Source organism: Citrobacter sp. On2M, from assembly GCF_018035235.1.
GTDB classification, from domain to species: domain Bacteria; phylum Pseudomonadota; class Gammaproteobacteria; order Enterobacterales; family Enterobacteriaceae; genus Citrobacter; species Citrobacter meridianamericanus.
Genome location: NZ_WPCV01000002.1, coordinates 188,730 through 210,780, shown reverse-complemented (window position 1 = coordinate 210,780; position 22,051 = coordinate 188,730). Strand labels below are relative to the sequence as shown.

At 52.7% G+C, this 22,051-nt stretch carries 19 protein-coding genes; 11 read left to right on the top strand and 8 right to left on the bottom strand.

Annotated elements, in window-relative coordinates; all coding sequences use genetic code 11:
• Nucleotides 1–271 precede the first annotated feature (271 nt).
• On the top strand, nucleotides 272–799 hold the full coding sequence (gene ppa / locus On2M_RS03250; protein ID WP_003025726.1) for an inorganic diphosphatase: 528 nt from the start codon (nucleotides 272–274) through the stop codon (nucleotides 797–799).
• Nucleotides 800–903: 104 nt separating this feature from the next.
• On the opposite strand, the gene On2M_RS03245 is transcribed toward ppa, so the two are convergent.
• Genes On2M_RS03245 through tamA form a run of 3 tightly spaced genes read right to left on the bottom strand, consistent with a single transcriptional unit; the run spans nucleotide 904 to nucleotide 6,757 of the window.
• The gene (locus On2M_RS03245) at nucleotides 904–1,248 is read right to left on the bottom strand and encodes a gamma-glutamylcyclotransferase (RefSeq protein WP_029139743.1); all 345 of its coding nucleotides are present in this window, start codon (nucleotides 1,246–1,248) and stop codon (nucleotides 904–906) included.
• Between the two features lie 2 nt (nucleotides 1,249–1,250).
• Nucleotides 1,251–5,027 (bottom strand): translocation/assembly module TamB domain-containing protein, encoded by a 3,777-nt coding sequence (gene tamB / locus On2M_RS03240; RefSeq protein WP_210904369.1) that lies wholly within the window; start codon nucleotides 5,025–5,027, stop codon nucleotides 1,251–1,253.
• A complete protein-coding gene (tamA, locus tag On2M_RS03235) occupies nucleotides 5,024–6,757 on the bottom strand; it encodes an autotransporter assembly complex protein TamA (RefSeq protein WP_151217409.1) in 1,734 nt (577 codons plus the stop codon). The genes tamB and tamA overlap by 4 nt, the downstream gene beginning before the upstream one ends.
• Nucleotides 6,758–6,969: 212 nt before the next feature.
• On the opposite strand from tamA, the gene msrA reads away from it, so the two are divergent.
• The gene (msrA, locus tag On2M_RS03230; protein ID WP_151224480.1) at nucleotides 6,970–7,608 is read left to right on the top strand and encodes a peptide-methionine (S)-S-oxide reductase MsrA; all 639 of its coding nucleotides are present in this window, start codon (nucleotides 6,970–6,972) and stop codon (nucleotides 7,606–7,608) included.
• Between the two features lie 7 nt (nucleotides 7,609–7,615).
• Here msrA and On2M_RS03225 read toward each other — a convergent pair whose 3' ends face one another.
• Nucleotides 7,616–8,671 (bottom strand): LacI family DNA-binding transcriptional regulator, encoded by a 1,056-nt coding sequence (locus On2M_RS03225; protein WP_151224479.1) that lies wholly within the window; start codon nucleotides 8,669–8,671, stop codon nucleotides 7,616–7,618.
• Nucleotides 8,672–8,861: 190 nt separating this feature from the next.
• Between On2M_RS03225 and On2M_RS03220 the strand changes: the two genes are divergently transcribed.
• The 7 genes from On2M_RS03220 (at nucleotide 8,862) to On2M_RS03190 (ending at nucleotide 17,520) form a co-directional block, all read left to right on the top strand.
• Nucleotides 8,862–10,016 (top strand): Gfo/Idh/MocA family oxidoreductase, encoded by a 1,155-nt coding sequence (locus On2M_RS03220; protein WP_210904368.1) that lies wholly within the window; start codon nucleotides 8,862–8,864, stop codon nucleotides 10,014–10,016.
• Between the two features lie 16 nt (nucleotides 10,017–10,032).
• Nucleotides 10,033–11,217 (top strand): Gfo/Idh/MocA family oxidoreductase, encoded by a 1,185-nt coding sequence (locus On2M_RS03215; protein ID WP_210904367.1) that lies wholly within the window; start codon nucleotides 10,033–10,035, stop codon nucleotides 11,215–11,217.
• Complete coding sequence (locus tag On2M_RS03210) at nucleotides 11,214–12,281, top strand: Gfo/Idh/MocA family oxidoreductase (protein WP_210904366.1); 1,068 nt, start codon at nucleotides 11,214–11,216, stop codon at nucleotides 12,279–12,281. Before On2M_RS03215 ends, On2M_RS03210 begins: the two co-directional genes overlap by 4 nt.
• 11 nt (nucleotides 12,282–12,292) lie before the next feature.
• Nucleotides 12,293–13,315, top strand: coding sequence for a Gfo/Idh/MocA family oxidoreductase (locus tag On2M_RS03205; RefSeq protein WP_151217397.1), 1,023 nt, complete (start codon nucleotides 12,293–12,295; stop codon nucleotides 13,313–13,315).
• 80 nt (nucleotides 13,316–13,395) lie between these two features.
• The gene (locus On2M_RS03200; protein ID WP_210904365.1) at nucleotides 13,396–14,940 is read left to right on the top strand and encodes an MFS transporter; all 1,545 of its coding nucleotides are present in this window, start codon (nucleotides 13,396–13,398) and stop codon (nucleotides 14,938–14,940) included.
• A 10-nt stretch (nucleotides 14,941–14,950) separates the two neighbouring features.
• Nucleotides 14,951–16,021 (top strand): 1,4-beta-xylanase, encoded by a 1,071-nt coding sequence (locus tag On2M_RS03195; RefSeq protein WP_210904364.1) that lies wholly within the window; start codon nucleotides 14,951–14,953, stop codon nucleotides 16,019–16,021.
• A 158-nt stretch (nucleotides 16,022–16,179) separates the two neighbouring features.
• Nucleotides 16,180–17,520, top strand: coding sequence for a hemolysin family protein (locus On2M_RS03190; protein ID WP_151217392.1), 1,341 nt, complete (start codon nucleotides 16,180–16,182; stop codon nucleotides 17,518–17,520).
• Between the two features lie 66 nt (nucleotides 17,521–17,586).
• Here On2M_RS03190 and On2M_RS03185 read toward each other — a convergent pair whose 3' ends face one another.
• Both On2M_RS03185 and On2M_RS03180 read right to left on the bottom strand, forming a co-directional pair.
• On the bottom strand, nucleotides 17,587–17,793 hold the full coding sequence (locus tag On2M_RS03185; RefSeq protein ID WP_003025710.1) for a DUF1107 domain-containing protein: 207 nt from the start codon (nucleotides 17,791–17,793) through the stop codon (nucleotides 17,587–17,589).
• 153 nt (nucleotides 17,794–17,946) lie between these two features.
• Nucleotides 17,947–18,120, bottom strand: a complete 174-nt coding sequence (locus On2M_RS03180; RefSeq protein WP_210904363.1) for a hypothetical protein — start codon at nucleotides 18,118–18,120, stop codon at nucleotides 17,947–17,949.
• On the opposite strand from On2M_RS03180, the gene On2M_RS03175 reads away from it, so the two are divergent.
• Nucleotides 18,119–18,676: a YtfJ family protein gene (locus On2M_RS03175; protein ID WP_210904362.1), complete on the top strand. Its 558-nt coding sequence runs from the start codon at nucleotides 18,119–18,121 to the stop codon at nucleotides 18,674–18,676. The genes On2M_RS03180 and On2M_RS03175 overlap by 2 nt on opposite strands.
• On the opposite strand, the gene cysQ is transcribed toward On2M_RS03175, so the two are convergent.
• Nucleotides 18,666–19,406 (bottom strand): 3'(2'),5'-bisphosphate nucleotidase CysQ, encoded by a 741-nt coding sequence (cysQ, locus tag On2M_RS03170; RefSeq protein WP_187253616.1) that lies wholly within the window; start codon nucleotides 19,404–19,406, stop codon nucleotides 18,666–18,668. The genes On2M_RS03175 and cysQ overlap by 11 nt on opposite strands.
• A gap of 187 nt (nucleotides 19,407–19,593) precedes the next feature.
• On the opposite strand from cysQ, the gene cpdB reads away from it, so the two are divergent.
• Nucleotides 19,594–21,537 carry a 2',3'-cyclic-nucleotide 2'-phosphodiesterase gene (gene cpdB, locus On2M_RS03165; RefSeq protein WP_210904361.1) on the top strand — a complete coding sequence of 648 codons (1,944 nt, stop codon included), beginning with the start codon at nucleotides 19,594–19,596 and terminating at the stop codon, nucleotides 21,535–21,537.
• Between the two features lie 45 nt (nucleotides 21,538–21,582).
• On the opposite strand, the gene On2M_RS03160 is transcribed toward cpdB, so the two are convergent.
• Complete coding sequence (locus tag On2M_RS03160; RefSeq protein WP_005134463.1) at nucleotides 21,583–21,963, bottom strand: helix-turn-helix domain-containing protein; 381 nt, start codon at nucleotides 21,961–21,963, stop codon at nucleotides 21,583–21,585.
• Nucleotides 21,964–22,051: the final 88 nt, after the last annotated feature.

Genomic DNA, 22,051 nt, shown 5'->3' with positions numbered 1-22,051 from the left:
AACCGTCGCGAAAAACTATAGACAATTGAGCATGTAACAGATTGCGTTACATCACACTTCAAAAAAGTAAATAAAACGTTAATCACAACTTTGTAATCGTTTTCATCTCGCTATGAAAAATGCGGCTGAAGATATGGATTTTTCTGTCATCAGAGAGGGGTAAAAAGAAGAAAATGCACGTAGATAAAGCGAAAACAAGCGGAGACATTCAGCGCGAGTTGGCTATAATACCCGCCACTTGTTTGCCATAGCATATTTAAAGGAAACAGACATGAGCTTACTCAACGTCCCTGCCGGTAAAGATCTGCCGGAAGATATCTACGTTGTTATCGAGATCCCTGCCAACGCAGATCCGATCAAATACGAAGTTGACAAAGAGAGCGGCGCCCTGTTCGTTGACCGCTTCATGTCCACCGCGATGTTCTATCCGTGCAACTACGGTTACATCAACCACACCCTGTCTCTGGACGGTGACCCGGTAGACGTTCTGGTCCCGACCCCGTATCCGCTGGAACCAGGTTCAGTGATCCGCTGCCGTCCGGTTGGCGTACTGAAAATGACCGACGAATCCGGTGAAGATGCGAAACTGGTTGCGGTACCGCACACCAAGCTGAGCAAAGAATACGACCACATCAAAGATGTGACCGACCTGCCGGAACTGCTGAAAGCGCAGATTACCCACTTCTTCGAGCACTACAAAGACCTCGAAGCAGGCAAATGGGTAAAAGTTGACGGTTGGGACAACGCTGAAGCCGCTAAAGCTGAAATCGTTGCTTCCTTCGAGCGCGCGAAAAAGTAAGTTTTACTTTTGATGCTTAGCCCCGCATGTCGGGGCTTTTTTATGCCCTGATGCGAGTACGATTGGCACAAAAAACAACGCCACCCGAAGGTGGCGTGTTCACATCAGTACTGGTCTCTGTCTAACCAGTTGCCGCTTTCAATCAGCGTTAAGCCATCAACCGGACGTTGGTACACGTACATCCATGCACTTCCGTACGGCGTTTGAATTAACTGGCGTGCGTATTCACCGCCACGGGTACGCAGAGCATCAAGCTCTGCCAGCGTGGCGTTATCAATACGATAAACTTCCCCGTGTACTGTTCCCTTTCCCGGAACGGCGCCTGGATAGTGGCCCAGGCTATACAACTGGTAGTTGTCGATACTGAAATTCCCCAGCAACAGGGCATTGGTCATCCAGTGGCTGTTGCCTTGTTTGGTTCGTAAACTGCCGTAGACAAATATTCGCATTGCTAAAACTCGAACTGATAGAGCAAATCAAGTGCCTGATCTACGCCAGACACTGCTTCCAGATATAGCTTAGGCATCAGACGATAACGTAGCGTGAGTGTCGCTAAGGAGTCAAATATACCCACACCATATTTCACCTGCAGACCTGGCAGTACGTATCCGCTGACAACTACCTGAGATGAATCGCCCACCCCTTGCGTGTCCAGTGCCAGATTGCTTACGCCAAATGTCTCCCCGATTTTACCCACAACCTGACCACTTTGTGCAACCCCCAGACCAATAAGCATTGAGGTCATCGCCGCGCTGTCACTCTGTTCGCTATCAAGTCCTTGTCCGCGAAGTAGGTAGGAAAGCGCCATTTGCTGCGACATTGCCGGGTCGGAGAAGATCTCCGCCTTCGGTTCATCGGCAGTGCCGGTCACGCGAACACCGGCGATCACGTCGTCTTCGGTGGCATCCGGGTTACGAATCGCTTCAATATTGAGCAACGGCTGATCCGGCGGGCCGGAGAACAACAGCTCGCCCTTACGCACAATCAGATCCTGACCATAGGCATGGAAGCGACCGCTCGGAATATTAATTTGTCCGTTCAGCCCCAGCCCCTGCTTATCCTGTACCACTTTCAGGTCGCCCGTCAGACGCGCTTTCAGACCAAAAGCGTCAATACGCACGTTGTTACCGACGTGGATGTTCAGGTTGCTGTTAATCGGAATACTGGCTGTCTGCGGTTTCTCCGGCTGCAGATTGTTGTTCAGCATGACCATGTCGCTGGAAACCCCTACCGCGCTCTCCGGCAGGTCGTGTACCACGATACGCGCCCATGGCACATCTACGTTGCCATCCAGGGTAAACAGGCTCGGCGTGGCTTCAAAGACCACGTCCGGCGAGACATCCAGGCGAACCATCGGCGGCACGGTAATACGTACCCTGCTGCCTTTAGCCGCGACCCGCGCCCGCCAGTTGTCTATTTGACTCCAATCGGCATCGCCGCTCAGGTTAATTTCTCCCTGCTGCGTGCGCACCACGCCCGCCAGCGTGGAGCGTGTTCCGGTGAAGTTAACGGCTAACTGGCTTGGCTGCATGTCGAACGGCATAAAGTTACCGTCGATATCCAGACCGCTCAGTTGCAGTTGTCCAAGCAGTTGTGGGCTTTGCACATCACCGCCCAGTCGCAGGTTGGCGTTGATCACCCCAGCCGCTTTTTCACCGCGCGAGAAGATGGGGTTCACCATCGCCAGATTGAAGTTGCGAATATTGACGTTACCGCCCAGGTTGCGGCGTCCTTGCGGATCCGTCACCTGTACCTGGCCGTCAAACTGCCCGTTGTTGGTCAGGCGAATCAGCCAGCCCAGCTCGGCACGGTTATTATGCAGGTCAGCAGTCAGATTCAGCGTGTCAAACGCCACCGGAAGCGATGCATCGTTCACGCTTTGCGTGACCTTCACGTTACGTCCATTCAGCGTCACTTGCCCCTGCGGCAGCCCTTCTTTGGTGGTGTCCCAGCTCACATCGGCTTTGCCAGTGAACACACCGCTGGCCTGGGTTGCATCCGGCATAAACGGTTTCAGCATTGCCAGATCGAAGCGATTCAGGTTCACCACCGCGCGCCCTTCTGCACCGGCATCAATGGCTTGCGGTACGCACAGTTCCGCATTCGGGTTGTTCCAGCAGTGCGGCCCAATGCTGATTTTCTGTTCCTGATTACGGTAATCCAGCGCAATAGGGCGGTTCAACGACCACGGACCCACCGGCGTCTGGAAGCGCGTATTGCTCAGCGTCCCTTTCCAGCGCTGTTCTTTACGATCAAAGCTACCCGCTAGATCAAGCTGTCCGGAAACCGGCTCACCCTGAATGCGCAGTTGCAGCTCATGCTGCTTTTCACTGCCTTTGGCGTTAAGCGTCACCAGGCCAATATTCACGTCAGGTTGTACAATCCGCTCTACGCGAACATTGAGATTACCGGCGATTTGCTCGGCCGATTTCACATCGCCTTCGACGCGTACCTGAGCGACGGAAAGCTCTTGCCAGCGCAGACCGCGAGCGGTGATATCCGCCAGCAGCTGCGGCGCTTCAACCGTACCGCGAACTTTTACCAGCCCTTTCGCCGTACCGCCCAGTCCAGGCAGCGCGTTATTCAGGCTCGGGGCATCAATCGTCGCGTCGAGATTGAGGTCTTTGACCCCCAGTTCCCCTTTCACATCCGCGCTGTTGCGCCCCAGTTCCAGATGCAGCCCCGGGATCGTCCACTGCAGGTAACTGTTACCCTTCAGTGAACCATTCACATTGACCTTGTTCTGCTTCACGTTGCCGGTCAGCTTCAGCTCCGGAACCTCCATCTGCCAGCTTCCACCGTACAGACTGCCGCGCGTTTTCACCAGGCCATTCAGTTTTGACGGCCAGTCTGGAATCGCTTTCGCGGTGTTGATGCCATCCAGCGTTAACTCCCCGCGCCAGCTGATCGCCTGCTGCCAGTCCACCAGCGCTTTCAGCTCGGTTTTCCCTTCCAGCGCCGCAACGCTGAGTTTGTCGAGATTGATCTGCTGTTCGTTACCTTTAGCGTCCAGCGTGATGGTAGCCGGAGGAATATCCTGCCCCTTCACTGCGGTACGCATCGACAACGTGTAGTCGGTCATCTTGCCGGTCAGTTTGAGCTTGATGTCATCAGCCTGGAACTGCTTGTCGCCGGTAAACGGCCAGTATATTTGCTTACTCACCACTTCCAGATTGAGCGGCAACCCGGCTTCCGCCAGACGCGTTTGCGCCCGTAGGTCCATATCCACCGGACCAGACAGATTTACGCCGACTTCCAACTGGTCACGCAGTGCGCCGCCGACCTTCAGCTTCACCTTTTCGCCTTTTAACGGGTCGATGTTCAGCGTGCTGTTTAACGTAATATCGACCGGCCATGTGTCGGTGAGCTGCGCCGTACCGCTGGCTTTTACCGATCCCTGATTCGAGTCGATATCCAGCGTATCCAGCTTCATGTTGCCGTCAATGCTGCTCACTTTCAGCAACAGGTTATGTACCGTGAGATCAGTATCCCCGGTGACGCGCAACTGCTCGCCGCGAAATTCTTCAATATTGAGATTGAGCGGCAGATGCACATCGGTCATTTCCGGTAGCACCGGCTTTGAGAACAGATCTTTTAGCGTTTCGCCGAGCGGTTTTTCATCCGGCTGCGGGTTTTGAATCTTTGGTTCGACGACCTCTTCCTGCGCCACTTCCGCCACTTTAGGCAGGGCAATCAGCAGCCCCTGCAATGACGTTGGCTTCAACGTCAGCGTTTTTTCCTGCCAGTTCAGACCAGAGGTAAAGTCCAGCACGGAAACCGTGGTGTCATCGATTTTAATATTGATGTTGTTAAGTGCCACGCGTGAAAGCGTGATTGGGTAAGGCGTGGAAAGGTTAAGCGGACCGTTCTCTTCTTCCTCAACCGGCGCTGATGGCGGCATTTTTTTGCTGTCGATCGCTACGTTGATATTTTTCAGCGACAGATCGTTGACGCACAGACTGCTATTCCACAGGCAATTAAGCCCAACGGCCAGATGTACTTCGCCAGCATTTACTGCCACGCCGGGCTGGTCATAACGGATATTTTTAAGTGATAAATCCCGCCAGCCGCCGGTGACCTGACCGATCTCAAGCCCCGGAACCCAACGATTCGCGGCTTTGAAGATCAAATGCAGGCCCGAGGTGGTGCCGACGAGAAACGCTACTGTGCCTGACAGCAGCAGGATAAAAATCAGTACGCCGAGGCTTATCTTCTTCCATAAACTCATAATTCAGGCCCCAGACCGATGTAAAACTGTAAACCATGTTCATCTTTATCGCCGACAGGGACGGCAAAGTCGAGCTTGATAGGTCCGACCGGCGACTGCCAGCGAACACCGACCCCGGCACCGGTTTTGAAATCGCTTTTGCGAATATCGCTAACCGCTTCGCCGCTATCGACAAACATCGCGCCCCACCATTTTCCGGTCACGTTGTATTGATATTCCAGCGAGCCGGTCGCCAGCTTCGAAGCCCCTTTCAGCTTGCCGTCGCTGCCTTCTGGCGAAATAGATTTGTATTTGTAGCCGCGAATGCTGCGATCGCCCCCAGCGAAGAAACGCAGATCCGGCGGCACTTTGTCGAAGTCACCGGTTTCAATCCAGCCGAGGTTGCCGCGCATCACAAAGCGATGACGATCGTACAGCGTACGGATCCACACGTTTTGCGCCTGGAAGACGGAGAAATCAACGTCTGAGCCCCAGGCTGTGTTGGAGTAATCGATGGAATAACGTTGGGAGTCGCCCCAGACGGGCATCAGACCGCCACGCGAGCGCGTCCGGCTGATCATCACGCCCGGATAAAGCAGCATGGTGGTGTTGGTGACGTTACCCTGGGTAAAGTGGTCGAGGCTCCAGCGCAGGTTAATCGCGCGTTGCCAGCCGCTGGAGAGATCCCAGTAGCGGGAAACCGCAAGCGTCGTGGAGTCCTGCTCGGTATCGTTTAAATCGGTACGCTTAAAGCCCCCCTGCACCAGGTAATACTGTTCCAGCGGGTTCTTTAACAGCGGCATTTTATAACTGAAATCAAGAACCTGCTCTGGCGCAGAGATGCTGGCGCTGGTGGTCAGGCTGTGGCCGTAGGAGTTCATCCACGGCTTTTTCCACGAGGTTTTCAACCGGGGTCCGACGTCAGTTGAATAACCAACCCCGGTTTCGATGGTGTTTTCGGTGCGCGGCGAAACCACGCCTTTCAGCGGCAGCACTTTGGTTTTACGGGCTTTATCAAATTCCGGCGCGACGACCACGGAGTTAAACCATCCGGTTGCCGACAGACGACGGTTCAGTTCGCCCAGATCTTTCGACTCATACTCATCACCCTCTTTAAAGGGCACCAGATTTTGCAGATACTCATCGCGAATTTGCGAGCCTTCAAAGGTGACATGCCCAAAGCGATAGCGTTCGCCGCTGTTGTAATCGATATCCCAGAATGCCTGGCGGCGCTCAAGCGCTATCCCGAGCTGGCTTTTATTAAATTCACTGTCGAAATAGCCTTTGCGCAGCGCCACGCTGGTGAGTGACTTTTTGAAATTGTCATAGTCACCCTGATTCAGCACAGTGCCGATTGCCGGGCGTGTTTTCAGCAGATCCAGGTAATCTTTATCCGTACGTGCGCCACCGCGCAGAATCACTTCTGTGCCGCCAATCAGCACTGGCTCGCCAGGGGTGACTTTGGCAATCAGCACCTGGCGTCCTTTTGCCGGCGGCGGACGCAGTTCAAAATCAATGGTTGGCTCAAAGTAGCCCAGCGCTTTTAGCCCTTCGCGGATGGCATCATCAACGCGCGCACGAAAGCGTCGGTCTGGAGTGACTTCATCACTTTGAATCGTGGACAGCTGCGCACGGACGTTTTTCTCCAGCGGTCCTGATAATCCTTCGACCTGCAAGCGAACATTCGCGGCGGCGGCGGAGCCACTTAAGCACAGTAATCCAACCCAACATAACTGACGGATATGTGGCACATTTTCTCCTGAATATCCTTTTTTCCCACCCCTGGAAAAAAATACTATGCCGTTCCTCGGCTTAACAAAAAATCAACAATAAGAGTTGAAAAACAGACGACAACCCAAATATTTCTTATGTTTAACTCTAGACGCATTCACGCTGTTTATTGTGGGCAAAGACGCGTCTCGTTACAACCTTAACCCAAATGACTGATTTCGGGAGAACGGCCATGAGTTTATTTGATAGAAAGCATCTTGTTACTCAAGCAGATGCCCTACCTGGACGCAACACCCCGATGCCAGTGGCAACGCTGCATGCGGTTAACCAACATTCGATGACCAACGTGCCCGAAGGTATGGAGATAGCTTATTTCGCCATGGGATGCTTCTGGGGCGTTGAACGTTTATTCTGGTCATTACCCGGCGTATATAGCACCGCAGCCGGATACACAGGTGGCTATACCCCAAACCCAACTTATCGGGAAGTCTGTTCCGGCGATACCGGACACGCCGAAGCGGTACGCGTCGTCTATGACCCGCATGTTATCAGCTACGAACAACTGCTGCAGGTGTTCTGGGAAAATCACGATCCGGCGCAGGGCATGCGTCAGGGGAACGACCAGGGTACGCAGTATCGCTCCGCCATTTACCCGTTAACGCCGGAGCAAACCGCCGCGGCACAGGCCAGCCTTGAGCGTTTTCAGGCAGCAATGACCGCCGCAGGCGATGAACGCACTATTACCACGGAAATCACTACCGCAACCCCGTTCTACTATGCCGAGGACGATCACCAGCAGTATTTGTACAAAAACCCTTATGGATACTGTGGGATTGGTGGAATAGGCGTTTGCCTGCCGCCAGAACGTTAATCCTCGATTAACGAGATACCGTCACCCGCGCGGCATGGCGCGTTGCGTGGGTCACGGTGCCTCGATCCGTCACCTTTCCTTTCAGTAACAGGTTAAACACCGGCGCAGAGGGGCGATTAAGACGGTTCTGCAGCAAATGCACCGCTTCCACGCCCAACGCCCGACAAGGAATAGTGATACTGGTTACTGCTGCAACGATATGCGCGTCCAGTTCCTGAACATCCGTCGTCATCAGCGACAATTCACCGGGTATCTCCACGCCAATGTTTTCCAGTACCCGCCTGATGCCCGTCGACATTGATGCCCCGGCGCAGAAAATAACTTCCGGCCACGCTTCACGGGGCGTCTCACGTAGCCAGTTGTCCATCGCCCGGTCTGATTCCTCCTCAGAAAAGCCCTCCGTTACCAGCAGATCGCGCCCGGCATCAAACGGTATTTGATACTGTCGGTAGACCTCCTTGATGCCCTCCAGACGCCAGTACATCGTTTCCCGGCGCAGGCTGGTGACATGGAGAATACGTCGGTGCCCCTGATCAAAAAGATATTGCACAGCACGGTTGCCAATCGCCCGATGATCGGGGGATACCGCATCCAGTAACCCTTCTTTGTCCTGAGAATTAATCAACACGCAGGGTTTATCCAACAGTTGCGCCAGTTTATGCACAGTTGGGTCATCAATGCCGATAAGAATAATCGCATTAATATTCTTATTGTTGGCCTTTTCCTGAAAGACCTTGATGTCCGCACGCTGCTCATCCAGTCCGCAGTAACTCAGGTAGACATCATGCGGCGCTATCGCCTCGGCAATACCGCGCGTCACTTCGAGGTAAAATGCATCGCCACGAGCGGTAAAGGTGCGCAACGGGGCGAAAACAGCAATGCCGTTAATCAACAGCCGTCCGCTGGACAACGAGTCCAGAACCCCCAGTCCGCGCGCGCAACTGACAATCGCCTCACGTGCTTTATCACTGGTGTATGACTTTCCGCTAAGCACCCTCGACACCGTACTCACCGAGTACCCCGTCAGAGCAGCAATTTCGTCCATTTTTAGCTTGCCAGACATTCTGTGACCTCACTCGCAATCAATCTTTGCAATTTTTTGCAAACGCAGTTCATTGACTCTAAAACACTTTTTCAATGACTGAACAAACTTCTTTTTCATCCTGCAACCGTTCTCACAAAATCACATTGTCGATATTCCAGGCGTTTCTTATGTTCCGCATATCCCTTATTTCTGACGAAAAAGGCACGACATGAAAAAAATACGCTTTGGCATTATTGGGGTTGGCAACATTGGTACCGTCCACGCACGCTACCTGCTGACCGGAACGGTACAAGAAGCCGTGCTCGCCGCAGTGTGCGATAACAATCCGGATAAACATCCGGCGATCCGCCGGCTGGTCGGCGAAGAGGTGAAATTGTTCAGCGATGCGCGAGAGATGCTGGAAAGTGGGCTGATCGATGCCGTGATCGTCGCCACGCCGCATTATGACCATCCGGGTTTATCGATGATGGCCATGCGTCTTGGTATTCATACGCTATGTGAGAAGCCCGCAGGGGTCTACACCGCGCAGGTACAAGAGATGAACGCCTGTGCGCGCGAATGCAATGTGGTGTTCAGCATGATGTACAACCAGCGCCCCAATCCGCTGTATCAGAAAGTCAAAGATCTGATCGACAGCGGCGAACTCGGCGAGCTGCGTCGATCTAACTGGATCATTACCAACTGGTATCGTTCACAAAGCTATTACAACTCCGGCGGGTGGCGCGCGACCTGGAAAGGTGAAGGCGGCGGCGTGCTGCTGAATCAGGACCCGCACCAACTCGATTTATGGCAATGGCTGGTCGGCATGCCGGTACGCTTGCGCGCTTTTTGCCAGTTTGGCAAGCATCGTCAGATTGAAGTCGAAGATGACGTCACGGCCTACGCAGAATACGCCAACGGCGCAACCGGGGTGTTCATCACCACCGTCGCCGAAACGCCTGGCACAAACCGCCTCGAAATTGTCGGCAGCAGGGGAAAGGTGGTGGTAGAAGAAGGTCGCCTGCGCTTCTGGCGACTGCGTGAATCCGAAACCGACTTCAACGCCCGCTGGCAAAACGGTTTTGGTGAGCCGGAATGCTGGGAAGTGACCATCCCTACCGAACCGGAATGCAGCGAGCACTATGTCATTACCCGCAATTTTACCGCCGCGATCCTACACGATGAGCCGCTGATCGCCCCCGGTCTGGAAGGCATTCGCGGCCTGACGCTTTCCAATGCGATGCACCTCTCTACCTGGACAGATGACTGGGTAGAGCTGCCGATTGACGAGCAACGTTACTTCCAGCTGTTACAGGAACGTATCGCCTCTTCAGTGGAAAAAAATATGGCCAGCCGCACGCTGGACGCTTCCGGTAGCTGGTAACGCGCAGGAGAAAATCATGCTGAACATTGCAATTGTCGGTACCGGGAATATCTCCCACAACCACATTCAGGGCTATTTACAGTTCACGGATCGTTGTCGGATTGTCGCGTTGGTCGATATCTACCCGGAGAAAGCAGAGGAAAAGAAATCACGCTATGGCCTGAGCGAAGCGCAAGTCTTCCGCAGCCATCAGGCGATGCTGAACGCGGGCATTGCGGTAGATGTGGTCGATGTCTGTACGCCGCCGTACGTACATGCAGCCATCAGCATTGATGCGCTGCACGCCGGAAAACACGTGCTGTGCGAAAAGCCGATGGCCGCCTCGCTCGAAGAGTGCGATGCCATGATCGCCGCGCAAAAGAGCAGCGGAAAGACCTTATCGATCATCGCGCAAAATCGCTTTACTGATGCCTTCTGGCGTCTAAAAACGGTGGTTGATTCCGGGTTGGCGGGCAAGATTTGCCATGCGCAGGTGGATTCATTCTGGTGGCGCGGACACTGCTATTACGATTTGTGGTGGCGCGGCACGTGGCAGAAAGAAGGCGGCGGCTGCACGCTGAATCACGCGGTGCACCACATTGATGCCATTCAATGGATACTGGGTTTCCCAGCCGAAGTGGTCGCAATGATGACCAACGTCGCCCACGACAATGCCGAAGTAGAGGATCTTAGCGCGGCTATTTTCAAATACCCACACGGGGCACTGACGCAGTTGACCGCCTCAGTTGTGCATCACGGTGAAGATCAGAAAATGGTTATTCAGGGCGAAAAGGCGCGAATTTCTGCGCCGTGGCAAGTGCATGCCAGCCAGTCGGCGGACAACGGCTTTCCGCAACCGGAAAATAACGGCGAACTGGAACAGCGTCTGGATACGCTTTTTCACGCGACGCCAGCGCTGCAATGGACGCTGCATACCGGGCAAATCGACAACCTGCTTAGCGCCATCGAACGACAAACCCGTCCGCTGGTCGATGGCGAACAGGGCAAACGTTCGCTGGAACTGATCACCGCTATCTATAAATCCGCCATCACCCGCGCGGTGGTGACGCTACCCATCCACCACACCGATGCGTTTTATCGCACCGGCGGCCTGATTGAAATCGCCCCGCATTTCTATGAGAAATCCGCCTCCGTGAACAATTTTACGGAAGTGGGCGCCATCCCTCTGGGTAAAGACTTAGATTCAGGAGTTAAACCATGAACAAACAAGATGGAATGAACTACGCCCCTATCGGGAAGCCTCAACCGGTCGTGAAGCCTGGCGAGTTTGTCATTGCCGCCGCCACGCTCGACCACGGCCATATCTACGGCATGTGCAACGGGTTGATTGAAGCAGGCGCCACGCTGAAATGGGTTTACGATCCCGATCCGCACAAAATCGATCAATTTTTGCAGCATTATCCCCAGGCGCAGGTGGCCGATTCGCTCGAGACTATCCTGAACGATCGCGAGGTCCGGCTGGTTGCCGGGGCAGCTATTCCGTCTGAGCGTTGTCCGCTGGGGCTAAAGGTAATGGCGGCTGGGAAAGACTACTTCACTGACAAGGCTCCGTTAACCACGCTTGCACAACTGGAAGACGCCAAAGCGATGGTGGCGAAAACCGGACGCAAATACGCAGTCTATTACAGCGAGCGTCTGCACGTTGAAAGCGCTGTCTTTGCCGGTCAGCTCATTCAGCAAGGGACGATTGGGCGCGTGATGCAAACTCTGGGTACCGGTCCGCATCGCGAAGGCGACGGACGCCCGGACTGGTTTTATGACAAACGCTACTTTGGCGGCATTCTGTGCGACATCGGTAGCCATCAAATCGAACAATTCCTGTTTTATACCGGCAACCGCGAGGCACACGTCGTCGCCAGCCAGGTGCGTAACGTTAATCATCCGCAGTACTCGCAGTTTGAAGATTTTGGCGATGCCATGCTGGCGGGCGACAACGGTGCAACTGGCTACTTCCGCTGCGACTGGTTCACGCCGCAGGGGCTCAGTAGCTGGGGGGATGGCCGCCTGACGTTACTGGGTACCGAAGGTTACATTGAGATCCGCAAGTATGTGGATATCACCCGGGGCGAACAGGACGTGGTGTATCTGGTGAATAAAGAAGGAGAATTTCGTTTCCCGGTCGCGGGAAAAGTCGGTTTCCCGTTCTTCGGTGAATTCATTCTCGATTGTCTGAATCGCACGGAAAACGCCATGACTCAGGCCCACGCCTTTAAAGCCGCAGAGCTGTGCGTGAAGGCGCAAATGCTGGCGAATGCCCGCACATAACCGGAGGTGACATGACAACAATCAATGCCGCCATCATCGGCGCGGGGGCGATTCACCGCAGCCACGTTAACGCCCTCCGGCTTTTGCCGGGGGTCACGCTGCGTGCGCTGGTCGATATTGATAGTGCCAACGGTTTGCAACAGGCCATGGCGTATAACTGCCGCTATTACCAGAATTACCGTGAAATGCTGCTGGATAATGACATCGACGTCGTCCATATCTGTACACCTCATTTCGAGCACAAAAACATGATTACCGCCGCGCTTGCCGCCGGGAAACATGTGTTTTGCGAAAAACCGGTGGGGTTGAATTGCACAGAAGTTGCGGACATCGCTAACGCAGCGGCGTCTGCCCAAGGCTTGCTGGGCGTGTGTTATCAAAACCGGCTTAATCCAACCAGCTTACGTATCCGCGACGAACTGGCGAAAAATACGCTGGGTAAAATGTTAAGCATTAAAGCGGTTTTGACCTGGTCACGCTCTAAAGCGTATTACAGCGAAAGCCCGTGGCGTGGACGTTTTGTCAGCGAAGGCGGCAGTTTACTGATCAACCAGGCTATTCACACTCTCGATCTGATGCAGTGGTTCGCCGGCGGTGTGACACGTTTAAAAGGTGTGGTGGATAGCGGCGAACTGGCAGACGTTACCGAAGCCGAAGACAGCGCGATGGCAACTCTGCACTTTGCCAACGGCGCCCGTGGTCTGTTTTATGCCAGTAACTGCAACACCCTCGATTCACCGCTACAGCTGGAGATTCATTGCGAACACGGCATGCTGCAGCTCACGGATAACACCCTCTGGCGCGTTACAACGGATCGTCGCCTGAAGCTGGATTGCGACGGTTCTCCGGACGGTCACAGTAAAAGTTACTGGGGCCTGGGCCACCAGCAGGCCATTCGTCAGTTTTATCATGCTATTACTCATGGAGGTCAAACGGAATATATCAATATTAATGACGCCCGCAAATCACTGGCGATGGTCGATGCTATTTATCATTCGTCTAAAACCCGACAATGGATAACCATTAATAATTAAAATTAACCTAACGCTACAGAATTAAATAACATCAGCCGGATAATACCGGAGTACAAATACCCTACATACTGGAAAATATTATGGTCAAACCAACTGAACGCAGAGTCAGTTATGGTGTAGCGATCGGCTATGGCATTACTGATTTATTTGGCGGCGGTGCTTTCGCCATTATCGGAACCTGGCTTTTATTTTTTTATACCACCTACTGCGGTTTAAGCGTGCTGGAAGCAGGCTCAATATTTGCTATTGCCCGCGTAATTGATGCCGTACTCAGTCCAATTATGGGTTACATCACCGATAACTTTGGCAACACGTGGCTGGGTCGACGATTTGGCCGCCGTCGCTTCTTTTTATTACTTAGTTCTCCTTTAATGTTTCTCTATGCCCTGCTGTGGCTGACCGACATGGGTTACTGGTATTACCTGGGAACCTATCTGTCAATTGAGCTGCTGTCAGCGATGGTGCTGGTGCCGTGGGAAACCCTCGCCGCAGAGATGACCAATCGCTACGAAGAACGCAGTCGCCTCTCCGGTGTGCGCATGATCTGCTCGCAGTTGGGCGGATTTCTTGCCGTCTCGGTACCCGGCATCCTGATGCAGTTCACCGGCAAAGATAATCCCTTTACCTATACGCTAACCGGGCTGATTTTTTCCGCCGTGTTCTGTCTTGCCGTGTTTATAACCTGGCGATGTACATGGGAAGCCAAAGACGTTCAGGAAGAGACATTTCAGGCTGACTTGCAACGAAATAGCGGTCTACTGAATCACCTTAAATATTTAGTACTCGATCTGTTTTCGGCATTCCGCATTCGGGCATTCCGCCTGCATATCATTATTTATATTTTCTCATTTACCGCCATGGATGTATTCGGCTCGGTTTTCACCTATTACGTGGTGTATTGTTTAAACCAGGATGCAGCCTCCGTTTCTGGCTGGTTAAGTATTGCCGCCTTTGCTTCAGTGTTTGGCACCTATGGATTTATGCTATTACTGAACAAACTCAATATCACCCCGTCAGCGGCACTACGTCTTTCTTACACCTGTATATTTAGCGTACTACTATTTTTATTTATTATTTATTACACTGAAACCCAGGTATCCAATATTCTGTTCTCGGCGGTATTTATTCTACTCGGTATGGCGCGTTCCGGTCTTTACTATATCCCATGGAATATCTACAGCTTTATTCCTGATATCGACGAAATGGTTACCCAACAGCGCCGAGAAGGGATTTTTGCAGGTGTTATGGTACTCACCCGCAAAAGTACCGTGGCAATCGCTATTTTGCTTATCGGCATGGTGCTGGAAGAGTCTGGCTTTATAAAAGGCAGCGGCGCACAGCCAGCAAGCGCGCTTCACGCCATAATCGGATTGATGATCTTTGCTACCTCGGCACTGCTGGCGGTGAGTTTCTACACTACCTACAAATTCAAACTCACCCGCGAAACGCACAAAGTCCTGCTTAAAGAGATCGCCCGCCGCAAGCTGGGTGGCAACTACCGCGACTGCGATGAAGAAACTCGGATGGTGATCAAACAACTCACTGGCTACGAGTACGATGAAGTTTGGGGTGGCAGCGCTACGCAACGTGCGATGGGACGCGTCAGTCTCTCAGATGCAGAATAAGGAGCGCATCATGTATAACCCATGGAACAAAGCACGGGCGCAAAGCTGGTATCAACAGCAACCCTGGGGCTGCGGTTTTAATTACTTACCGCGCACCGCGGTTAACTGGCTCGAAATGTGGCAAGCAGAGAGTTTCGATAGCAACACTATCGATCAGGAACTCGGCTGGGCCAGCTTGTATGGTTATAACCAGCTACGAACAAATTTACCGTTTACCGTCTGGCAGCATGACCGTGACGGCCTTCTCGGGCGCATCGACCTCTTCCTGAGCATTGCCCATAGCCACGGTATAAAAGTGATGCTGACGCTGCTCGACGACTGCGCCTTTTCCGGCGATGAGCCGTTTATCGGTCAGCAAAAACCGCCGGTTCCCGGCATTCACAACAGCCAGGCAGCGGGTAGCCCTGGGCGCGCCTGCGTGCTGGACCGACGCTGTTGGCCGCAAATTGAAGCTTACGTGAGAGATGTCATCCGTTACTTTCGCCATGACTCACGCATCAGCGTCTGGGATTTATATAATGAGCCTGGCAACGGCGGGATTTTTTGTCATACCGGCGAATTTTCCCGCTATGACGACAGGCTGGAAATCTACGCCTTAACCTTGATGACCCATCTGTTTGGCTGGGCTCGACAGGAGTCCCCCTCTCAACCGTTGACCGTAGCAGCCTGGCATATTGACGATCGCGCGGCGTGCGGGAGTGCGTTTACGCATCCTGTTGATATAGCCGCGCTGAGGCTTTCCGATGTGATTAGCTACCATGCCTATGTCGATACCCCTGGCCAGCGGTCTCTTCTGTCGCAGTTGGCTGAATTTGGCAGGCCGCTCTTTTGTACCGAGTGGCTGGCACGTCATGTCAATAGCCGAATAGAAGAACAACTGCCGCTATTTCGTGCTCAGCGTGTCTCCAGCTTTCACTGGGGGCTGGTACAGGGGAAAACACAAACCTGGTTACCGTGGCCGGATATCCCGCTTAACGAAACGACGGCGCAGCTATGGTTCCATGATGTGCTGAAGGCGGATGGCTCACCTTATAGCGAAAAAGAGATGCAGATGGTGCGCAGGCTTAACGCCGCAGGATAAGGCCAAAAAAGCTCCTCTGGCGACTTTACAGTACCTTACGCTATACTAGCTTCTGAAATTGCCGGTCCACTCCCTTCGGACCGGTTTTCAATGTGTATTTCACACGGATTTATCAATTTATCCCTTCCGAGGATCTGGCCTTAACGGTCGGATAAGATATGTTAAACAGTATTTTAGTCATTCTCTGCCTGATCGCCGTGAGTGCGTTTTTCTCGATATCAGAGATCTCGCTTGCTGCATCACGCAAAATCAAACTTAAACTGCTTGCCGATGAAGGCAGCGTGAACGCACAGCGTGTTTTGAAGATGCAGGAAAACCCCGGCATGTTTTTTACCGTCGTGCAAATCGGCCTTAACGCGGTCGCTATTCTCGGCGGTATAGTCGGTGATGCGGCATTCTCCCCGGCTTTTCACAGCCTGTTCTCAAAATACTTCGCCCCAGAGCTGTCCGAACAGTTAAGCTTTATTCTGTCGTTCTCGCTGGTTACTGGCCTGTTCATCCTGTTCGCGGATTTAACCCCGAAACGCATCGGTATGATTGCGCCAGAAGCTGTGGCTTTGCGTATCATCAACCCGATGCGCTTCTGCTTGCTGGTCTTCCGCCCGCTGGTGTGGTTCTTCAACGGTCTGGCAAATAACATTTTCCGCCTGTTTAAGATCCCGATGGTGCGTAAAGACGATATCACTTCGGACGACATTTACGCCGTGGTCGAAGCCGGTGCGCTGGCAGGTGTTTTGCGTAAGCAGGAACATGAGCTGATTGAAAACGTGTTCGAACTGGAATCGCGTACCGTACCGTCTTCTATGACCTCCCGCGAGAATATTATCTGGTTCGATCTCCACGAAGATGAGCAAAGCCTGAAGAACAAGGTGGCGGAACATCCGCACTCCAAGTTCCTGGTGTGTAACGAAGATATCGACCACATCATTGGCTATGTTGATTCAAAGGATCTCCTCAACCGCGTACTGGCGAATCAAAGCATGGCGCTGAACAGCGGCGTACAGATTCGCAATACGTTGATTGTTCCGGATACATTGACGCTCTCGGAAGCGCTGGAAAGCTTCAAAACCGCAGGCGAAGATTTTGCCGTCATCATGAACGAGTACGCGCTGGTGGTGGGAATTATCACGCTCAATGACGTGATGACCACGCTGATGGGCGATTTAGTTGGCCAGGGTCTGGAAGAGCAGATTGTGGCGCGCGATGAAAACTCATGGTTAGTTGATGGCGGTACGCCGATTGATGACGTTATGCGCGTACTGGATATCGACGAGTTTCCGCAGTCCGGCAACTATGAAACCATCGGCGGCTTTATGATGTTCATGCTGCGTAAAATCCCGAAACGCACCGACTCGGTGAAGTATTCTGGCTACAAATTTGAAGTGGTGGATATCGATAACTACAAGATCGATCAGTTGTTGGTAACGCGACTGGACAGCAAACCTACCGTTCTGGTACCAAAGCTGCCGGATGCAAAAGAAGAGGCAAAGGCGTCTTAACGCCTGACAAAAACATCAACGGCTCCTGTCCAGGAGCCGTTTTTTTAACTACCGCATAGCACTTGATCAAGCCATCTCAGTTTGCAGACGCAAGACCTGACGGTTAACTTCGGACATCACGGAAAAATGCAGTTTGTCCTTCACTTTTGGGATAAGAATCTTACCCTTATCAAATTCAAAAGCGCCTACATCCTTGATATATAACCGTCCACGAAACAGGATCTTCACGTACTTCGCCACCTGCAGCGGGTTGTATCGTTGGAAAATTTTCATTGTTGTCTCCTGCTGAGCATTACGCCTTAGCGGTACCACAATCGGTCCGACAATCCTCAGGCGCAAATTTTAATGCCCTATGACTATAGACTATCTCGTTGATGTTTCCAGCGTGTATAAGTTTATTTACCTTCAGGTTACAATTATTCAGAATTATCTTTTCAACGCTTCGCTGTCTTCAGTATAAGCCTTCATTTTTTGCAGGATTTGTGCGCCCGTCCGCAAACTGGCATCGCGCTTGCGGGAAAAAGCAGCAATCGCACATATGATTAAATTCCAGACCCAAGTGGTCGGATCACCTGCAAACAAAGAAAAAGGAAAACCCATGACCTTACGAAAACTGCTGGCGCTATCGTGCCTGCTGCTGCCGATGATTGCCTCCGCGCATTCGTTCGAAACTAACCAGCGCTTACCGCCGGTGGGAATCGCCGATCGCGGCGAACTGATTCTCGATAACGATAAGTTTAGCTACAAAAGCTGGAATAGCGCGCAACTGCCCGGCAAAGTCCGTATTGTGCAGCACATCGCCGGGCGCACCTCCGCCAAAGAGAAAAATGCGACACTGATCGAGGCCATCAAAGCGGCCAATTTACCGCACGATAAATACCAGACCACTACGATCGTCAACACCGATGACGCCATCCCAGGCTCCGGAATGTTTGTGCGCAGCAGTCTGGAGAGTAATAAGAAGCTCTACCCGTGGTCACAATTTATTGTCGACAGCAATGGCATTGCGCGTAAGGCCTGGCAACTTGATGAAGAGAGTTCAGCAATTGTCGTTCTCGACAAGGACGGACGCGTGCAGTGGGCAAAAGATGGCGCATTAACGCAGGAAGAGGTGCAGCAGGTGATTGCCCTGCTGCACAAATTACTCAGTAAATAGAAACGCGGAAGCCGGGGTTGAGGAACGATTCACGTGGGGTGTAGTCCAGAGGTTTCCCCTGCCAGTCGTGAACGTGCGCTCCGGCTGCGGCGGCAACCGCGTGGCCTGCGGCGGTATCCCATACGTTAGTGGGCCCAAAACGCGGGTACAGCTGTGCGTGCCCTTCCGCCACCAGGCAGAACTTCAGCGAGGAACCAATCGAGGTGGTCTGGTGCTCACCCAACTGTTGCAGATATTCTTTTAACTCATTGTCGGTATGCGAGCGGCTAATCACCACCAGCGGCGGACGCGCATCACGAACCTGGATTTGTTTGCGCACGCCGCACTCTTCTTTCCACGCTTTACCTTCTGCCGCGCTGTACATTACTTTCATTACCGGGGCGTAAACCACGCCCAGTACCGGCTTTCCGTTCTCGATCAGCGCAATATTGACGGTGAATTCACCGTTACGCTTAATAAACTCTTTGGTACCGTCCAGCGGGTCTACCAGCCAGTAGCGCTGCCAGTGCTGGCGGACATCCCAGCCAGGAGGTGCTTCTTCAGACAGAACGGGAATATCCGGCGTCAGCGCCAATAATCCCTCGAGGATCACCGTATGCGCGGCGATATCCGCCGCCGTGACCGGAGAATCATCCTGCTTGCTGGTAATCTCCATCGGTTTGATTCCATCGTAGACCTGCATAATGGCATCGCCCGCGTTCCGTGCAAGCTGGCATACATGTTCTAACATTCTCCACCTCGTTTCTTTCGTGGTGTTAACTCGTTGTTTTACTTATACCCGATCGCCAGGGGATCCGCCAACTGTGATAGCGTCTGCGGTTTTAAACGCTATATTCATGTCATGATTCACAGTTCTGTAAGCAAGAAGATTTATATACATTTTCTTTTGTGGCTTAGATCTTAAAAGGATGCCCCTGATGATTAAGTTTAGTGCAACGCTTCTGGCCACGCTGATTGCAGCCAGCGTGAATGCCGCGACCGTCGATCTGCGGATAATGGAAACCACTGATTTACATAGCAATATGATGGATTTCGATTATTACAAAGATACACCGACTGAAAAGTTTGGCCTGGTGCGTACGGCTAGCCTTATCAACGCTGCGCGTGGTGAAGTCAAAAACAGCGTGCTGGTTGATAACGGCGATTTGATTCAGGGCAGTCCACTCGGGGATTATATGGCAGCCAAGGGGCTGAAAGCGGGCGAAACTCACCCGGTCTATAAGGCGCTAAACACGCTGGATTACGCGGTGGGTAACCTCGGCAACCATGAATTCAACTACGGTCTTGAGTATCTGCACAACGCACTAGCCGGAGCGAAATTCCCTTACGTTAACGCCAATATCATCGACGTTAAGACCAAAAAACCGCTATTTACGCCTTATCTGATCAAAGACACTGAGGTTGTCGACCAGCAAGGGAACAAGCAGACGCTGAAGATAGGCTATATCGGTTTTGTACCGCCGCAGATCATGACCTGGGATAAAGCCAACCTCAGCGGCAAAGTGACGGTGAATGACATCACCAAAACCGCACGTAAATACGTGCCGGAAATGCGAGCCAAGGGTGCCGATGTGGTGGTGGTGGTTGCTCACTCCGGGCTTTCTGCCGACCCATACCAGACTATGGCAGAGAATTCCGTTTACTACCTCAGTGAAGTCCCGGGCGTGGATGCCATTATGTTTGGTCACGCCCACGCTGTTTTCCCCAGTAAAGACTTTGCCAACATCAAAGGCGCAGATATCACAAAAGGTACACTCAATGGCGTTCCTGCGGTGATGCCGGGCATGTGGGGCGATCATCTGGGGGTGGTGGATTTAGTGCTGAATAACGACAACGGTAAATGGCAGGTCACTCAGGCAAAAGCCGAAGCACGTCCGATTTATGACGCGGCAGCGAAAAAATCACTGGCAGCAGAAGACAAAAAAATCGTTGAGATCCTGAAAGCCGATCACGACGCCACGCGTGAGTTTGTCAGCAAACCGATCGGTAAATCCGCCGACAATATGTACAGCTATCTGGCGCTGGTACAGGATGACCCGACCGTACAGGTGGTGAACAACGCGCAGAAAGCCTATGTGGAACACTTTATTCAGGGCGATCCGGATCTGGCAAAACTACCGGTACTTTCCGCCGCCGCGCCGTTTAAGGTCGGTGGACGCAAGAACGATCCGGCAAGCTTTGTCGAAGTCGAAAAAGGCCAGTTAACCTTCCGTAACGCCGCTGATTTGTATCTCTATCCCAACACTCTGGTGGTGGTGAAAGCCAGCGGTAAAGAGGTGAAAGAGTGGCTGGAATGTTCTGCCGGGCAGTTCAATCAGATTGATATCCACAGCAGCAAACCACAGTCGTTGATTAACTGGGACGGCTTCCGTACCTATAATTTCGACGTGATTGACGGCGTAAATTACCAGATTGATGTGTCGCAACCCGCCCGCTATGACGGTGAATGCCAGACCATCAATCCGCAAGCAGAGCGTATTAAAAATCTGACCTTCAACGGCAAACCTGTCGATCCAAATGCCACCTTCCTCGTCGCGACGAATAACTACCGTGCCTACGGTGGTAAGTTTGCCGGAACTGGCGACAGCCACATCGCATTTGCATCACCGGATGAAAACCGATCGGTGCTGGCGGCATGGATAGGTGCCGAGACGAAGCGCGCCGGTGAAATACATCCGGCAGCGGATAACAACTGGCGTCTGGCGCCGATTCACAGCGATACCAAACTGGATATTCGCTTTGAAACATCACCAACCGAGAAGGCCGCCGCGTTTATCAAAGAGAAAGGACAATATCCGCTGAAAAAAGTCGCGACCGATGACATTGGTTTTGCGATTTATCAGTTGGATTTGAGTAAGTAATTTTCGTGCCGGATGTGACGCAACTGCGTCTTATCCGGCAATACTTTACGCCGCCCGCTCTTCCCGCTGCGCCAGCACCTGCGGCAAATTCAGTTCTATCCAGTCCGCCAGTGCGGCGACTTTATCGCTCACCTGCTCCCCCAACGACGTCAGGCTATACTCCACATGCGGCGGTACAACCGGATACGATACCCGGTTGATAAACCCGTCCTGCTCCAGCGCCTGCAGGGATTGCGCCAGCATCTTTTCACTGACGCCGCCCATCTTACGGCGCAGATCGCTAAAACGGTGCGTACCGTCGCGCAGCGCCACCAGAATCAACACCCCCCAGCGGCTGGTAACGTGTTTTAACACCTCGCGGGAGGGGCACTGCTCGGCGAACAAGTTGCCATCGCGTAACTGCTGAGAAAGCGTGGGTGTGGCCATTTTCATACTTACCTTTTTGTGCGTACTTACTAAAAGTAAGTTTAGGTGTTAGCGTGATTAAACACAAGACCAATACCAAGGAGTCACC

What these genes read in the sequence shown, in the direction of transcription:
- ppa (WP_003025726.1), top strand. Translation starts at nt 272, where the DNA reads ATGAGCTTACTCAACGTCCCTGCCGGTAAAGATCTGCCGGAAGATATC.
- On2M_RS03245 (WP_029139743.1), bottom strand. Translation starts at nt 1,248, where the DNA reads ATGCGAATATTTGTCTACGGCAGTTTACGAACCAAACAAGGCAACAGC.
- tamB (WP_210904369.1), bottom strand. Translation starts at nt 5,027, where the DNA reads ATGAGTTTATGGAAGAAGATAAGCCTCGGCGTACTGATTTTTATCCTG.
- msrA (WP_151224480.1), top strand. Translation starts at nt 6,970, where the DNA reads ATGAGTTTATTTGATAGAAAGCATCTTGTTACTCAAGCAGATGCCCTA.
- On2M_RS03225 (WP_151224479.1), bottom strand. Translation starts at nt 8,671, where the DNA reads ATGTCTGGCAAGCTAAAAATGGACGAAATTGCTGCTCTGACGGGGTAC.
- On2M_RS03220 (WP_210904368.1), top strand. Translation starts at nt 8,862, where the DNA reads ATGAAAAAAATACGCTTTGGCATTATTGGGGTTGGCAACATTGGTACC.
- On2M_RS03215 (WP_210904367.1), top strand. Translation starts at nt 10,033, where the DNA reads ATGCTGAACATTGCAATTGTCGGTACCGGGAATATCTCCCACAACCAC.
- On2M_RS03210 (WP_210904366.1), top strand. Translation starts at nt 11,214, where the DNA reads ATGAACAAACAAGATGGAATGAACTACGCCCCTATCGGGAAGCCTCAA.
- On2M_RS03205 (WP_151217397.1), top strand. Translation starts at nt 12,293, where the DNA reads ATGACAACAATCAATGCCGCCATCATCGGCGCGGGGGCGATTCACCGC.
- On2M_RS03200 (WP_210904365.1), top strand. Translation starts at nt 13,396, where the DNA reads ATGGTCAAACCAACTGAACGCAGAGTCAGTTATGGTGTAGCGATCGGC.
- On2M_RS03195 (WP_210904364.1), top strand. Translation starts at nt 14,951, where the DNA reads ATGTATAACCCATGGAACAAAGCACGGGCGCAAAGCTGGTATCAACAG.
- On2M_RS03190 (WP_151217392.1), top strand. Translation starts at nt 16,180, where the DNA reads ATGTTAAACAGTATTTTAGTCATTCTCTGCCTGATCGCCGTGAGTGCG.
- On2M_RS03185 (WP_003025710.1), bottom strand. Translation starts at nt 17,793, where the DNA reads ATGAAAATTTTCCAACGATACAACCCGCTGCAGGTGGCGAAGTACGTG.
- On2M_RS03175 (WP_210904362.1), top strand. Translation starts at nt 18,119, where the DNA reads ATGACCTTACGAAAACTGCTGGCGCTATCGTGCCTGCTGCTGCCGATG.
- On2M_RS03180 (WP_210904363.1), bottom strand. Translation starts at nt 18,120, where the DNA reads ATGGGTTTTCCTTTTTCTTTGTTTGCAGGTGATCCGACCACTTGGGTC.
- cysQ (WP_187253616.1), bottom strand. Translation starts at nt 19,406, where the DNA reads ATGTTAGAACATGTATGCCAGCTTGCACGGAACGCGGGCGATGCCATT.
- cpdB (WP_210904361.1), top strand. Translation starts at nt 19,594, where the DNA reads ATGATTAAGTTTAGTGCAACGCTTCTGGCCACGCTGATTGCAGCCAGC.
- On2M_RS03160 (WP_005134463.1), bottom strand. Translation starts at nt 21,963, where the DNA reads ATGGCCACACCCACGCTTTCTCAGCAGTTACGCGATGGCAACTTGTTC.